The sequence below is a fragment of the Desulfatiglans sp. genome (assembly GCA_012513605.1).
Lineage (GTDB): Bacteria > Desulfobacterota > DSM-4660 > Desulfatiglandales > HGW-15 > JAAZBV01.
In genome coordinates this window covers 24,609-40,040 of sequence record JAAZBV010000128.1, presented here as the reverse complement: position 1 = coordinate 40,040, position 15,432 = coordinate 24,609, and the positions used below count along the sequence as shown (strand labels likewise).

The window sequence follows — 15,432 nt, the reverse complement described above, 5'->3', positions numbered from 1 at the left end:
ATTTTTGCTCCGGATAAAAACCCTTTTTTTTAGTCAAAAGAAAAAGGCCGCATTATTTCTACCCAATGCGGCCTTTTAAGTCAATATTAAGGATTTAATTTATTTATATAATTCCCTTGCAACAAAATCCATGCCCAGGTCAAGAAGGGTCTCCTTTTTTGGTTTCCCTGTCTTTGTATCCCAGCCCATTGCCTCGTAGTACTCTGTATAGATCTCTTGAAGTTCCCAGGTAATGCCTGCCCTTGGCCCAACTGTCTTGGCCGGTTTTCCGAGCATCCTGTCAGGGAATTTCCATGGTGTTGTTATACCTTCACGGATATTGAATGCCTGACGCATTGCGTTAATACGCATCCCGGCCTTGATGATCTCTTCACGGGATACATCCCATCCTGTGATGGTTTTTATTGCCTCCAGAAAATATTCCGCCTTTCCATATCCATCGCCATAACAGATCATGCAGAGCCCGGCTGCATTATAGTAGTTGGAAAAGGCAGAGCCTATCATGTGGGGTATTCCGCGACCCTTAAAGGTTGTAGGATCATACTCAGGCATTGTTCCCGGAGGATGAGGCATCTCCCCGCTCATTGTGTGGCGGCCAGGTGTTGGTTCCGAGCAATAGGCTATCGCAAATCCGTGTCCGCCCCTTGAATCATGCGCAGGAAATTCCTGACCTCCCACATGCATTGCAAATTTTTCAGAACCTTTACCTAATTTTTTAGCCGCCACCTTTGTGCCGTCAGCAAGTATATCGCCGATACCTTCACGCCTTACAATCTTGTTAAGGAGAGCAATACTTGCCTTGTGGTCTCCCCACTTCATTTCAATACCGTCTGTATCCTTTGCGGTAATTATACCCTTTTCATAGCATTCCATTGCAAAGGCCACCACTGCGCCTGCCCCTATTGTATCCATACCATACCGGTTACAGATATCACTGGCCATAATTATTGAATCAACATTATTGACAAGAAGGTTAGTGCCAAACATTGCCTGGGTCTCATATTCCGGTTTGTGTGCGTGCTCACCCCATTTATACTCGCCTGTTGAAGGCTTCATTATACCGCCGCAGGCTATCGGGCATCGGTAGCAGCCATATCTTCTTTCCTGCTGGGCTATTATATGCGGCCCGCCAATATCTGCATAGTTGGGCATATCACCCTCACCGGTGCCTGCCCAGTTCTTGAATGGGGCATCATCCACCTTGGCGCACATCTCAAGCATACCACAGGTGCCGAACTCCTGCATGAATTTCACCATCGGCCCCATGTCACTCAGGTGTCTTTTACGCATTGCCTTTGCAGCCTCTTTATCAGCCACGGGTATTTCTAGAGATCCGTTTATGGCAATTGCCTTGAGCTTTTTTGAGCCCATTACAGCGCCAAGACCTGAACGTCCTGCTGCGCGGCCTTTATTATTCATGACAGCAGCTATAAGTGATAATTTTTCTCCGGATGGCCCTATACAGGCAACTTCAAGCTTTTTGCCATGCCTGTCTCTCAGGATGTCTTCTGTATCAAAGGTGTCCTTACCCCACAGGTCAGATGCATCCTTAAGCTCTGCCTTGCCGTTATCAATATAAAGGTATACCGGTTTTTCAGATATCCCTGAGAAAAATACAGCATCATAACCACCGAACTTCAAAAATGGGCCCACATTACCGCCTGAATTGGCATCACCCCAACCGCCTGTAAGGGGCGATTTACCAACCATTACATAACGTGAACCGCCTATAGCATCTGTTCCGGTAAGCATGCCTGTAACAATACCAAGCATTGCATCAGGGCCAAGAGGATCAACCCCTGGTTTCTGTCTTTCAAATAATATCTTTGCACCCAGACCATAACCGCCTATATATTCCCGGACTGTCTTTGGATCAAGTGCCTCTTCTTTAAGCTGTTTTTTGCTGAGATCAACAAACAGCATCTTTCCCATAACTCCATGCGCCATAATAAAGCCTCCTGATAATTTAGTTTAAACTGTTTAAAGCCCGGTTGTGCATATGTTATTGATGCATTTCAGGCTTAGCACTCTTTGATATAAATTCGTTGACGTACTCAACACATCTTTATAACCATTGAGGATACGGAGATTTTTTAAATTTTATTCCCGTGTACTCCGTGCTCTCCGTGGTAAAAAAAATGCTTTTTTTATTTATTCCAATGTATATATACTTACCTGCAACACCCATCACCGGACCTTGCGTTTTTTTAAATATAAGGGGCACAGTATACACATCTTACTGAATGATTTAAAGCTTTTTTTGAAGCCCTCCTGATATCTTTTTTGATATAACAGATTGATAACTGTAGATATTTTGGTAGCATTACAAGAAGTGTTAATCAACACCTTGGATTGACGGGGCTGATGAATCTATCCAGCCCCGTTATATCTACTTCTTCGGAGGAAAAGGTATCTGTGCAAAACTCGGGCGTTTGTTAAGTTTTGCTATCCAGCGTGTTATGTTTTTATATGCAGAATAATCATACTTTGCAAAATCAGCCGCCATAACACAGCTTGCCACATTGATATCAGCAAGGGTGAACCTGTTACCAAGGATATATTCCTTTCCTTCAAGCTGGTTATCCAGAATCTTTAACACCTTTGGAAGCTCATCCATCGCCTTTTTAATAGCCTTTTCATCCCTGTCTGCCTCTGGCACCCAGAATTTCTGGAATGCGATTGAATAGAGGTTCGCCTGCACCTCAAGTATGGACCAGTAACTCCACTGATCAATAAGGGCATTCTCCTCAATGGTTTTCCCAAGGAGGTCTGAATTGTGTTTTGTAGCAATATATTTATTGATTGCCATAGATTCCCACAGCACAAAATCACCATCAACAATGCATGGTATCTTACCGTTCGGGTTCAGCTTAAGGTATTCGGGTTTAAACTGATCACCCTTTTCAAAATCCACCTTTACCTCTTCATGCTTTATACCCATCTCAAGCATGAGCACATGGCATCTGAAGGCGCTTCCCATCTTTGCACCATAGATCTTTATCATATCCTTACCTCCTGAAAATGTTTTATAGATATTTACTATATACTCATGATAAATTTTATACCATTAATTACTTTAGCCATTTTTTCCTTTATCCTGTATTTTTTCGTGCCTTTCGCCTGCTTCGCGGTTCAGTCTATACCCCTCCTGAAAAGGCCTTCAGGGTGTAATAGAGATCATTCCACTTGAGTTCCTTTTTAAAAGAGCTGAGATCTGTTTTATCATCGATCAGGAGCATCTCTATACCACACATCTCACAGAAATCTGTCAGCATCTCTGTTGTTACCTGCTTGCTGTACCCGGTATGATGAGCGCCACCCCCCAGTATCCATGCATGGGATGCTATTTCAAGATCTGGTTTGGGTTTCCAGAGGACTCTGGCCACAGGGAGCCTTGGAAGCTTCTCTGTAATGTCTACAGTATAGACCTCATTCACCAGCAACCTGAACCTGTTTCCCATGTCAATAAGTGATGCATTAACAGAATCTCCTTCAGGCACGTTAAATACCAGCCTTACAGGGTCTTCCTTTCCACCTATCCCAAGCGGATGTATCTCAAGCCGCACCTTTTCTGCCCCTGATATGGTCGGGCAGACCTCCAGCATGTGGGCGCCCAGGACCATCGAGTTTTCCGGGTCAAGGTGATAGGTATAATCTTCCATAAATGATGTGCCCCCGGTAAGCCCTTTACCCATAACCTTCATGGCACGCACAAGAAGCGCTGTCTTCCAGTCCCCTTCTGCACCAAACCCATACCCCTTTTCCATCAGCCTCTGGCATGCAAAACCGGGAAGCTGCCTCATCCCTTCAAGGTCTTCAAAGGTGGTAGTAAAGGCGACAAAATTACCATCAACTAAAAAGTTCTCTATGCCTGCCTCCAAACGGGCAGCCTCTTTGAGGCTCTCGTGCCTGCTGCCTCCGGGAAGTAGTTCTTTGTCAACAACATAGGTCTCTTTGTATTCTTTGATCAATGCATCGATCCGCTCTTCTTTTACCTCTTTTATTCTTGCTACCAGGTCACCCACCCCGTAGCCATATACATCAAAACCAAAGGCGATCTGGGCCGCAACCTTGTCCCCCTCTGTAACAGCCACATCCCTCATGTTATCCCCGAAGCGGGCAACCTTTGCGCCCCTTATATCCCTTAGCGCAGCAGCAGCGCGTATCCATGAGCTGATCCCTTTATGCACCCTGTCATCCTTCCAAAATCCTGTGACCACCTTACGATCTATCTTCATGCGTGTATTGATGTATCCATGCTCCCTGTCACCGTGGGCAGACTGGTTCAGGTTCATGAAATCCATATCAATATCACCCCAGGGTATATCCCTGTTATACTGGGTGTGCAGGTGGAGGATCGGTTTGGTTATCACCTTGAGCCCGTTGATCCACATCTTGGATGGTGAAAATGTGTGCATCCAGAGGATTACACCCGCGCATTGGTCATCAGCGCTCGCCCTTATACAAAAATCAGTGATCTCCTGCAGCGTGGTCAGAATGCCTTTATACAGAATCTCCGCTGGAATGTTATCCAGCCCGTTCAGATACCCGGCGATCTCTTCTGTGTGTGACCGCACCTGCTTCAGTGTCTCTTCCCCGTAAAGGTGCTGACTCCCTGCAACCATCCATATAGAGATGTTCTCGTATGCTTTCATATCCTATCCTTTCAATATATTATTGATCATCATCAAAACGCCTTATGCTCATGAACAAGTGCTTCGAGATCGGTCAGTGTGATCTCTTCAAGAGTATTCACGACCCTGTCCGCATTACTCAGGTGGTCATGTGTGGAGAGCACCCCGACACATGCCATGCCTGCCCTGCGGGCTGCTGTCAGCCCTGCGGGGGCATCCTCAAGCACTATGCAATTTTTTGGAGATACACCGAGTTTCCGGGAGGCAGTAATACACCCCTCAGGATGCGGCTTACCCTGGCTCACATCTTCAGCACAAATCAGTACAGTAAATGTATCAGGGCGATTGAGCGCTTCAAGTATAGCAGTTATGTTCATACGTGGCGCGGATGAGACAACGGCCTGGGGCCAGCCGTTAGTTTCAGCCTGATCTATGATCTGCCCTGCGCCCGGCAGGAGCTTGACCCCCTCTCCTTTCAGCACCTCCCTGAATGCCTCCTCTTTTGTATCACCGATCCTTACTATCTCAGCATCCGGGAGACTCACACCTAACAGGCTGCGTAATATGGTATCATTCCTCTGCCCAAAAGTTTTAAGAAAGGTTTCCCATGTGAGATCATACTTTTCATCGGCCAGTATTTTTTTCCAGGCAAGCCAGTGCGCCTCGCGTGTATCCACCATAGTACCGTCCATATCCCAGATGATGGCCAACATGCTATTTCCTTTCATCGCTATTTTTGTGTCTCCTTAAACATTCATATGCAGTACAGCAGCCTTTTCTATTGCCAGCCCCTTGTGGTATCGTTCAAAGAATTTTTCAAAACCCTTCACATCCTCTGGTTCAGGTTTTACGGCATCCTGTATACTACCTTTAAAAACAAGTGAGAGAAATTCAGGCAGTATAACTGTTTTATCCTTACGAATCATAAAGGCAGACAAAAGGGCCATCCCCCATGCCCCGCCCTCCCCTGCGGTTTTAAGTGTGGAGACAGGCGTCCCTGTGGCAGCAGCCATGATCCTCTGGCCTACCTCCGCTGATTTGAAAAACCCGCCATGCCCCTTTATCTCATCCACCCTTACCCCCTCTTCATTAAAGAGTATATTAAGCCCTGTCTGTAAGGCACACAGAGAGGTGAACAGATGGGTGCGTATAAAATTGGCAAGGCTGAATCGTGCCTCAGAAGAGCGGACAAACAGGGGGCGGCCTTCGGTAAACCCGGTAATGTGTTCACCTGAAACATAACCATAACTCATTAGCCCGCCGCAGTCAGGATCGCCCTTCAAGGCCTGCTCAAGCAGGGTGTCATAAAGAAGAGGTTTGGATATCTCTTTACCCAGTGCCTGAAATGCCTCGCCGAATAGATTCAACCATGCATCATAATCCGTGCTGCAGTTGTTGGAATGGGCCATGCCTACAAGATTACCGTCCGGGGTGGTGACAAGGTCCACCTCATGGTGCACCTTTTTCAGCTCCTTTTCCAGTACGATCATTGCAAACACAGAAGTACCTGCTGATACGTTTCCTGTCCTTTTTGCCACACTGTTTGTGGCTGCCATGCCTGTGCCTGCATCACCTTCAGGAGGCGCAACAGGGACACCAGGTTTAAGCATACCGGACGGGTCAAGCAGAATAGCGCCTTCTTCTGTGAGTACAGCCCTGCCCTCTCCTGCACAAAGCACATCAGGAAGGATACCCCTGATCCTCCATTTGAAATTTTTTTCCTTTATGTGATTATCAAACAGGGCGCACATATACATGTTGAACCCTTTTGTTGTAAGATCAATCGGAAACATCCCTGAGGCGTCCCCTATGCCTAATTCTTTTTGTCCGGTTAGTTTCCAATGTATGTAACCTGCCAGGGTAGTCATAAAGGCAATATCCTTCACATGCTCCTCATTATTAAGGACAGCCTGGTAAAGGTGTGCAATGCTCCAGCGCTGGGGAATGGGATAATTAAAAAGATTAGTCAGCTCTTCTGATGCAGCCCCTGTTATATTGTTACGCCATGTCCTAAAGAGGGTGAGCTGATTGCCCTTCTTGTCAAAAACCATATAACCATGCATCATGGCGCTGAACCCAAGGGCCTTGATACGGGTTAAGGTCACACCATATTTATTCAGTACATCCTGTGCAAGGTCTGCGTAACATGCCTTAAGGCCCGCCCAAATCTGCTCAATGGGATATGTCCATATTCCGTTTGTCAGAGAATTTTCCCAGTTAAATCCTCCTGAAGCCAGGGGATTGTGATCTTCACCGATCAGCACAGCCTTGATCCGGGTTGAGCCAAATTCAATGCCAAGAACCGCATCTCCGCCTTCAATCATGGACAGGGTTTTGTCTCTTTTCATTTGATATCCTGCTTTTTTGCGTTATCGATAACGCGATATTATTAAACAGTGCCAATTTTGTCAATTATATCTTTTAGATAGATCAGGTAGACCCTTATGAAAAATTATTGACATGAAAAATGAGAGATAATATATTGCGTTATCGATAACGCATTAAGTAGAGAGTCACATGGCAACCATGAAGGATATCGCCGAGGCCGCAGGTATTTCTATCGGCACAGTGGACAGGATAATCCATAACAGGGGACGTTATTCAGAAGAAACAGCCGAGCTGGTGCGTAAGGCCATGAAGGAGCTGAACTATACCCCCAACATACATGCCAGGGGACTGAAGCAGACAAAAAAACATATTTTCAGTGTTGTTCTTCCCAAAAGGGAACAGGATGGAGGATACTGGCGTCTGGTAGAAGAGGGGATTCTAAAGGCAGCAAATGAACTGGCCTCCTTTGGAAACGATATCAGGATATTTCCCTTTGACCGCTACTCCTCTGCATCCTGCATAAATGCCCTTTACATGGCCCTCTCTTCTGATACAGAGGGTATGCTTATTGCCGCCTGCCGCCCGGATGATATGAGGGCGCCCCTGGAGGATACCGATTTACCATACATCTTTATTGATACGAATATCCCTGATCTAAAGCAAAGAACTGCATATATTGGCCAGGACTCCCGCCAGAGCGGTATACTCGCAGGAAAACTGATGAGCCTGCTTATTTCAGGCAGGGCCTCAGCAGGGCAGGATCAATATGTTCTTGTTGTTGATCCACCCGGCAGTAATTTTCATCTCTACAACCGCATCGAGGGGTTCCGCTATTATATGGATGCGGTCATGCCGGAAATAAGATTAATTACACTAAAGGCAGAGGTTGATAACGAATCGCACTTTCACAGCAGGCTTAAAGAATTCCACATAAAAAACCAGGCCCTGCCCATCGGGATATTCGCAGCAAACTCTTCTGTGTACTACATAGCATCGTTTCTTGAAAAAGAGGGGGATGAATACAGATCCGTTCCGCTTGTCGGATACGATATCATACCTGGCAGGGAGTCGGCTATTGAGAAAGGGACTATTGATTTCATCCTCACACAGCAGCCCGAAGTCCAGGGATACCGGGGCATCATAATGCTCTATGACCATATTGTGCTCAGAAAAGAGGTGAGTAAAGAGGTGATCATGCCCCTGAACATCATAACAAGGGAAAATATACATACCTTTACGGGTTACATGAACGGCTGACCATTGCAAAGGAGGTAAAATGAGTAATTACAAGGATCTGAAAGAGGTGTGCTTTAGGGCAAATATGGAGATCCCTAAGAATAAACTGGCGATCTACACCTTTGGCAATGTAAGCGCACTTGATGCATCAAAAGGCATATTTGCTATAAAGCCAAGCGGTGTCCCCTATGATGAAATGAAACCCGATGACATGGTTATTGTGGATATGGATGGGAACAGGGTTGAGGGAAAGATGAACCCATCTTCTGACACACCTACCCATGCCGTGCTTTACCGCTCTTTACCGGGTATTAACAGCATCGCACACGCGCATTCTGCCTATGCAGTGGCATGGGCGCAGGCATGCCGACCCATACCTATTTACGGGACAACACACGCTGACCATATGTCCCACGACATCCCTGTCACAAAGGTGATGAGTAATGAGATGATAAAGGGGCAGTATGAGGTAGAGACCGGCCATCAGATTATAAATGCAATTAAAGAAAATAATCTCTCGCACCTTGAGGTACAGATGATCCTGGTCGCATGTCATGGGCCATTCACCTGGGGCGAAACACCTGATAAGGCGGTCTACAATGCGGTTGTACTCGAAGAGATAGCCAGAATGGCCTGCATAACAGAGCAGATAAATCCTGATATCAGGCGGATGAAGGATACCCTGATCAATAAACATTATCAGAGAAAACACGGGGAAGATGCATACTATGGTCAGGCAAAAAAATAGAATTAACCAAAGGAGGGATATCATGAAAAATATATTTATCAGCCTTTTAGTTATAAGTCTTTTTGTAGTTCCTTTAGCAAAGGCCGAAACCGTTAACATAAAAATTGACCTTAAAAATCAGGGTGAGGCGATCAACCCCTTTATCTATGGTCAGTTCATAGAGCACCTTGGCCGCTGCATCTATGGCGGCATATGGGCAGAGATGCTTGAAGACAGGAAATTCTATTTCCCGATCACGTCTGATTATGCGCCCTATGTAAGCCTTACAGCTACAAGTTACCCTGTAGTAGGCTCATCCCCATGGGAGATTATCGGTGATCCTTCTCTGGTTACAATGGATAAAAAAGAGCCTTTTGTCGGCGATCATACACCGCGTATAAAGAAGAGAGCTGCAATAGAGCAGCATGACCTTGCGGTTGTCTCAGGCAAAAAGTATGTCGGCTATATCTGGCTTAAATCGGATAACAGTAAAAACACGCGTGTCAGCGTTTCGCTCATGATTGATGGTAAAGCCATCCCTGCCAGAATTATATCCCCCGGTAACAGTTATACGAAAACAGAATTTGAATTTGTTGCAGAAAAAGATAATGACAAGGCATCCCTTAAAATAGAGGTGCTTGAGGGTGAGGCATTTATAGGGACAGTTTCTCTCATGCCCGGAGATAATATAAAAGGGATGCGCAGGGATACAATTAACCTCCTTAAAGAGCTGAATGCGCCCCTTTACCGATGGCCAGGCGGAAATTTTACTAGCGGTTATGAGTGGCGTGACGGCATTGGGGAGAGGGACCGCAGACCACCGCGCAAGAACCCTGCATGGACCGGTGTAGAACATAACGACTTTGGAACAGATGAATTTATTATTTTTTGCAGTGAGATCAATACAGAGCCTATGATCGCCGCAAACACCGGTTTTGGTGATGCCCATTCTACTGCTGAATGGGTAGACTACTGCAATTCAGATGTTCATACCACCGGCGGCAGATACCGCATTGAAAACGGCCATGAAAAACCCTTCAATGTAAAATACTGGTGTGTGGGAAATGAGATGTTTGGAGACTGGCAGCTCGGTTTTATGCAGCTAAAGCATTACACTATCAAACACAATATGGTTGCCAGTGCCATGTGGAAAGCCGATCCTGACCTTGTTCTGGTTGGAGTGGGGAGCTTTGACACCATTAACGCGGCATTTGACCCTGATTCAAAGCAGAGGAACCGGACATGGTCAAGGGGTATGCTTGAGGAGAGCGCTGAATATATGAACATGCTCTCTGAACATTTTTATGTGGGCCGTGTGCCGTGGAATCAGGATGAACGCAAACCTGTTCTTGAGCATGTCCCCATGGTAAAAAATTCCATTCGTGAACGGGTGGAGGCACACAAGGTCTTACAGGCATCTATCGAAGGCCTTAAAGACCGTTTTGTACCCATTGCCCTTGATGAATGGAATTACTGGCACCGTGACTATGTATATGGCGAGCTGGGGTGCATATATGACCTGCAGGATGCCCTTGGCATTGCAATGGGTCTGCATGAGTTTTATCGCCAGAGCGAATATATCCATGCGGCAAATTATGCGCAGACCGTTAATGTAATAGGGGCCATCAAGACCACCAAAACAAAGGCGGAGTTTGATTCTACCGGGCTTGTACTCAAGCTTTACCGCAACCAATTCGGTTCAATACCATTAAGGTTTACCGGAGAGATTAAAGGGCTCGATGTGATGGCAGCCCTGAATGAAACCGGGGATATACTCACAGTAAGCGCTGTAAACCCCACCGACAAAGAGATTGTTATAAAGATGGATGGGCTGAAACTCCCTGCAAAGGCAGTACAGTATGTTATAACCGGTGAGAAGGATTCCTCATATAATGCACCTGGTAAAAAGCGGGGTGTGGATATCCATAGCAGGGGCAAGGTGTCTATTGATAAAGGACTTAAGGCCGCCCCTTTAAGCGCAAGCCTGTGGGAGATTAATATTGTAAAATAACGAGAGGAGATTATTCCTGTCCAAAAGCAATAAACACTAACTTATAGAAACAATAATTATGGACTATTCAAAAATATCAAGAATTAAACACCTTTATTCGTCATTCCCGCGAAGGCGGGTATCTATTTTTAAAAAAAGTCAAAGAAAATGGATGCCCGTCTTCACGGGCATGACGTCGTAGTAGGATTTTATTATTTATTTATGAAAATATGCCTTTGTTTAATTTTGGACACCAATAAGAGGAAATTATGAATAGAACAATCTTACTGCTTTTTATTTTGATTAACATCTCTTTTTCCATTTATGCCAGAAATGCGGTTATCAAAATAGATGTGGATCGAAAGATCGGTGATATTGACCCTAAAATATATGGCGTATTTATGGAGCCGATCCATTTTAACCCGGAGGAATTCGGTGGAGAGATACTGTTCCCTGAAAATACCCTCTATGGCACACTCTATGATCCAAACTCCCCCCTTTCCAATGAGGATGGTTTTAAAACCAATTTCATAGAGGCAGGCAGGGAGCTTAAGATCACCAACATGCGCTGGCCCGGGGGTAATTATGTTGCGGGTTACAACTGGCAGGATGGTATCGGGCCAAAGGATAAGAGGCCGGTGCGGAAGGAACTTGCATGGGGCACACTGGACACGAACCAGGTGGGAACAGACGAATGGGTTAAATTGAATAAAGCCCTCGGAACAGAAAATGTTGTTTGTATCAACCTTGGGACAGGAACCCTGGATGATGCCAGATACTGGGTGGAGTATACCAATTCCGAGGCTGGTACATATTATGCCGATCTTCGCGCCAGATACGGCAGTGAAAAACCTTTCAATATAAAATACTGGTGCCTGGGTAATGAGGTGGACGGCTCCCCCTGGATAATGGGTTATAAAAATGCTGAGGATTACACCAAGATTGCCAGAGAGGCCGCAAAGGTCATGAGATACACGGATAAATCGATCCGGTTTATCATTAATGGCTCATCCTACTATGAACCAACAGGGATATGGATAGACTGGAACAGGACTGTGCTGACTGAATTAAGGGATTTTGCAGATTTCATATCCATACACAGGTACTGGGAGCAGGATAAGGATTACTACTCCTATATGGGGAAATGGGCAAGGGATATAGAAGAAAAGATCAATATCACAGCAGCACAGATTCGTGAGGTACGAACCAGGTATAAGATAGAAAAACCGATATATATCTCCTTTGATGAATGGGCCCCGCACGGGAGCGGGCTATTGCCCACACTCGCGACAGCCCAGTTCTTCAACTCCTTCATACGCCATGCAGATGTTGTTAAGATGGCAAACTATACCATGTTTACAAGTATGCTGGGTTATGACCCTGAAAAAGGATTTTACAAGACACAGTTTTTTCATGTCTTTAAACTCTTCTCCAATAATTGCCTTGGTGAATCGGTTGATGTCTTTTTGGAGAGTGAAACATTTGATGTTGACGAAATGAATAAAGATATCCCCTATCTTGATGTAACAGCGGTCTATTCAAATGATCAGGATGCCTTATTTATAAATGTTGTAAACAGGCACAGGGAGAAGGCAATTACTGCTGATATCTTAAGCACCGCTGGCACATTCAGGGGAAAGGCACATATAAGCGAAATCAACAGGAAGGACATGGAGTCACGCTACAGGTATGAGGAGCAGGAGCAGTATTATCCGGTTTCAGGAGAGATAAAAGCTGATGGGAATAAAATGGCATATACCTTTCCGGCCCATTCGTTTACGCAGATAAAGGTGAAAACCAGTAAGTAAAGGAGAATATTATGCTAAGAAGAGTCATGGTTGAAAATGGTCTGGTCGAGGGTTTGCCTGCGGCTGATCCGCGTATCACATCCTTTAAGGGTATCCCCTTTGCTGCGCCGCCCGTTGGCACAAACCGCTGGAGGGCGCCTCAACCTGCAAAGGACTGGGAAGGGGTTCTCTATGCATACAAATTTGCGCCTATCTCCATGCAGCATATCCCTGGTGAAGACCCTGAGATCATCTATACAAGGGAGTGGAACGTTGACACATCCATTGAGATGGATGAAGACTCACTCCATCTAAACGTCTGGACACCCGCTAAAAAGGCTGATGAAAAACTGCCTGTATTTGTCTGGTATTTCGGAGGAGGATTACAGGAGGGTAATACCGCTGAGATGGAGTTTGACGGCGAGCGCATTGCAAGGCGCGGGATCGTGGTAGTCACAATCAATTACAGGCTGAATGCATTTGGATTTCTCTGTCACCCGGAGATTACTGCAGAAAACCCTGATGCCCCTGCCAACTTCGGCTTCCTTGATCAGCAGTGCGGGACACGCTGGGTAAAGCGCAATATAGCAGCCTTTGGCGGAGACCCTGACAACATCACAATAGGGGGGCAATCAGCAGGAGGCGGCAGTGTAATGGCACAGGTCACCTCACCCACAAATAAAGGGCTGTTCCAGAAGGCCATTGTAGACAGCGGACTTGCTATGACAGCCTACCCTGGAAACCTCTTTCATAAGGAAAAAAATCTTATCGAGGCTGAACAGGCCGGGGTTGAATTCTTTAAATTTATAGGCGTATCCACCCTTCAAGAGGCACGCAAACTGGATACAGTATCCTTAAGGGACAAAATGGTGGAATACAAGAGCTTCTGGGGGCCTGTAATCGATGATAAATTTTATGTGGGCGATGCAAATGAGCGTTTTATGGCTAACAGATGCGAGCTTGTCCCCATGATGTTCGGCCACACTGCCACAGAATTTCCTGACAGACCACTTGTCAAAACTGTCGATGAATTTGTGGCCTTTGCCAGAGAGGCCTATGGATCGGATGCGGACGAATTCCTTAATCTCTGTAAATCCGATACAGGCAGTATCTCCGAGATGCTCTACAGGGCCACTGTTAGCCACCTGGAATATTCCATCAGGCTTATCGGAAAGGCAAAAAAACGAACAGGTGATAAAACTCCCATATATTACTGGGTCTTTAACGCAGGGATACCAGGCTGGGATAACCCGGGGGCATTTCATTCTGTTGATCTCTGGTTCTTTTTTGAGACCCTTGCCAAGTGCTGGAGACCCTTTGTGGGTATGCATTATGACCTGGCGCGCAAAATGTGTAATTACTGGGCGAACTTTATACGCACCGGCGACCCGAATGGAAAGGATGCGGACGGATCAGACATGCCTTTTTGGAAACCGTTCACCGAAGAAGATCCAAACAGGATCTGTTTCTATGATGAGGTTTGTGTGGATAACAGAGGGCCGGATGAGCTGATGAAATTTCTGATGCGGCAATATCTAAAAAAACATAAACAGTGTTAGAGGTTACAGAGTCAGACCTGAAAGGAACAGATAAATGTCAGAGATATTTAAACCGTTACAGATAAACAGGATGATAATAAAGAATCGTTTTGTCCGGTCAGCAACAGTAGACAACCTTGGTGAAAACCAGGTTGTAACCGAGGCGCAGCTCAATTTTTACAGGGAACTTGCAAGGGGTGAGGTCGGGCTCATTGTTTCAAGCGGGCTCTTCCCCGGCCTTGACGGCTGGGCTGCCCCTGGTCAACTGGGGATCCATACTGATGAAATGATCCCCTCCCTTAAGAAGATAACAGACACTGTCCATGCCAATGGCGGAAAGATAGTCGCACAGCTTATGCATGCAGGCTGGTTCGGGAACCCTGACCTGTGCGGATTCCAGACGGTTGGCCCCTCAGAGACAGTCAATCCTGCAAACAATCTCAAGGTGAGAGAATTATCCTCCGATGAAGTTGAACAAAAGGTGGATGAATTCGTAAAGGCGGGAGCAAGGGCAGCCGAGGCTGGCTTTGACGGTGTGCAGATCCATGCTGCTCATGGCTGGCTTGTAAGCGCATTTCTCTCTCCTGTTACAAACAGGAGGAGTGATAAATGGGGCGGGTCACCTTCAAACAGGGCAAGGTTTGTAATAAAGATTACTGAAGGGCTGCGAAAGGCTACAGGGGCTGATTTTCCAATACTGATAAAGCTTGGGATAAAGGAATACCACCCTGAGGGCAAGAGCGCACAAGAGGGGATAAATTCAGCAAAAATGTTCATTGATGCAGGAATGGATGCAATAGAGGTGAGCGAGGGTGTCGAAGAGACCCCCTTTAACCATATCAGGCCGAACAGGATGGACCCCTATTATGCTGAGGAATGTAAAGGGGCAAGAGAGGCCATATCTAAGCCCTTAATACTGGTCGGCGGAATGAGAAACCTTTCTGATATGGAAAAGGTATTAGATGATGGGATAGCGGATGCCATATCAATGTGCAGGCCATTTATTATGGATCAGCATATTGTAAAGAAGTTCAGAGAAGGTTCATCAAAGAGATCTTTATGTACCTCCTGCAACAAATGTATACCAACAATGCTGGAGAGAAACCTGCATTGCACCTTTAATAAAGGATTGATTAATTTTTAAACCGGTTTTTTTAAAGGAGGTTTCAACATGAAAATTAAATACTCAATC

General features: G+C 45.8%; 11 protein-coding genes. 6 read left to right on the top strand and 5 right to left on the bottom strand.

Going from position 1 to position 15,432, the window contains the following annotated elements:
- Positions 1–99 precede the first annotated feature (99 nt).
- The 5 genes from GX654_17175 to GX654_17155 all read right to left on the bottom strand — a co-directional run bounded on the left by GX654_17175 (position 100) and on the right by GX654_17155 (position 6,982).
- Positions 100–1,947: an aldehyde ferredoxin oxidoreductase family protein gene (locus GX654_17175; GenBank protein NLD38595.1), complete on the bottom strand. Its 1,848-nt coding sequence runs from the start codon at positions 1,945–1,947 to the stop codon at positions 100–102.
- A 442-nt stretch (positions 1,948–2,389) separates the two neighbouring features.
- Entirely contained in the window at positions 2,390–3,004 is a 615-nt protein-coding gene (locus tag GX654_17170; protein ID NLD38594.1) for a glutathione S-transferase family protein, read from the bottom strand.
- A 133-nt stretch (positions 3,005–3,137) separates the two neighbouring features.
- Positions 3,138–4,655 (bottom strand): L-arabinose isomerase, encoded by a 1,518-nt coding sequence (araA, locus tag GX654_17165; protein NLD38593.1) that lies wholly within the window; start codon positions 4,653–4,655, stop codon positions 3,138–3,140.
- A 32-nt stretch (positions 4,656–4,687) separates the two neighbouring features.
- Positions 4,688–5,362, bottom strand: coding sequence for an HAD family phosphatase (locus GX654_17160; protein ID NLD38592.1), 675 nt, complete (start codon positions 5,360–5,362; stop codon positions 4,688–4,690).
- Positions 5,363–5,380: 18 nt separating this feature from the next.
- Entirely contained in the window at positions 5,381–6,982 is a 1,602-nt protein-coding gene (locus GX654_17155) for an ATPase (protein NLD38591.1), read from the bottom strand.
- A 169-nt stretch (positions 6,983–7,151) separates the two neighbouring features.
- Between GX654_17155 and GX654_17150 the strand changes: the two genes are divergently transcribed.
- From GX654_17150 to GX654_17125, 6 genes are all read left to right on the top strand, one after another.
- On the top strand, positions 7,152–8,219 hold the full coding sequence (locus tag GX654_17150; protein ID NLD38590.1) for a LacI family transcriptional regulator: 1,068 nt from the start codon (positions 7,152–7,154) through the stop codon (positions 8,217–8,219).
- A 19-nt stretch (positions 8,220–8,238) separates the two neighbouring features.
- Entirely contained in the window at positions 8,239–8,946 is a 708-nt protein-coding gene (gene araD, locus GX654_17145; GenBank protein ID NLD38589.1) for an L-ribulose-5-phosphate 4-epimerase AraD, read from the top strand.
- A 22-nt stretch (positions 8,947–8,968) separates the two neighbouring features.
- Positions 8,969–10,936, top strand: coding sequence for an alpha-N-arabinofuranosidase (locus tag GX654_17140; GenBank protein ID NLD38588.1), 1,968 nt, complete (start codon positions 8,969–8,971; stop codon positions 10,934–10,936).
- Between the two features lie 248 nt (positions 10,937–11,184).
- On the top strand, positions 11,185–12,723 hold the full coding sequence (locus GX654_17135) for an alpha-N-arabinofuranosidase (GenBank protein NLD38587.1): 1,539 nt from the start codon (positions 11,185–11,187) through the stop codon (positions 12,721–12,723).
- An 11-nt stretch (positions 12,724–12,734) separates the two neighbouring features.
- Positions 12,735–14,261: a carboxylesterase family protein gene (locus GX654_17130; protein ID NLD38586.1), complete on the top strand. Its 1,527-nt coding sequence runs from the start codon at positions 12,735–12,737 to the stop codon at positions 14,259–14,261.
- A 34-nt stretch (positions 14,262–14,295) separates the two neighbouring features.
- Positions 14,296–15,384 (top strand): NADH:flavin oxidoreductase, encoded by a 1,089-nt coding sequence (locus GX654_17125; GenBank protein NLD38585.1) that lies wholly within the window; start codon positions 14,296–14,298, stop codon positions 15,382–15,384.
- The last annotated feature ends 48 nt before the right edge of the window (positions 15,385–15,432 follow it).

What these genes read in the sequence shown, in the direction of transcription:
- GX654_17175 (NLD38595.1), bottom strand. Translation starts at nt 1,947, where the DNA reads ATGGCGCATGGAGTTATGGGAAAGATGCTGTTTGTTGATCTCAGCAAA.
- GX654_17170 (NLD38594.1), bottom strand. Translation starts at nt 3,004, where the DNA reads ATGATAAAGATCTATGGTGCAAAGATGGGAAGCGCCTTCAGATGCCAT.
- araA (NLD38593.1), bottom strand. Translation starts at nt 4,655, where the DNA reads ATGAAAGCATACGAGAACATCTCTATATGGATGGTTGCAGGGAGTCAG.
- GX654_17160 (NLD38592.1), bottom strand. Translation starts at nt 5,362, where the DNA reads ATGAAAGGAAATAGCATGTTGGCCATCATCTGGGATATGGACGGTACT.
- GX654_17155 (NLD38591.1), bottom strand. Translation starts at nt 6,982, where the DNA reads ATGAAAAGAGACAAAACCCTGTCCATGATTGAAGGCGGAGATGCGGTT.
- GX654_17150 (NLD38590.1), top strand. Translation starts at nt 7,152, where the DNA reads ATGGCAACCATGAAGGATATCGCCGAGGCCGCAGGTATTTCTATCGGC.
- araD (NLD38589.1), top strand. Translation starts at nt 8,239, where the DNA reads ATGAGTAATTACAAGGATCTGAAAGAGGTGTGCTTTAGGGCAAATATG.
- GX654_17140 (NLD38588.1), top strand. Translation starts at nt 8,969, where the DNA reads ATGAAAAATATATTTATCAGCCTTTTAGTTATAAGTCTTTTTGTAGTT.
- GX654_17135 (NLD38587.1), top strand. Translation starts at nt 11,185, where the DNA reads ATGAATAGAACAATCTTACTGCTTTTTATTTTGATTAACATCTCTTTT.
- GX654_17130 (NLD38586.1), top strand. Translation starts at nt 12,735, where the DNA reads ATGCTAAGAAGAGTCATGGTTGAAAATGGTCTGGTCGAGGGTTTGCCT.
- GX654_17125 (NLD38585.1), top strand. Translation starts at nt 14,296, where the DNA reads ATGTCAGAGATATTTAAACCGTTACAGATAAACAGGATGATAATAAAG.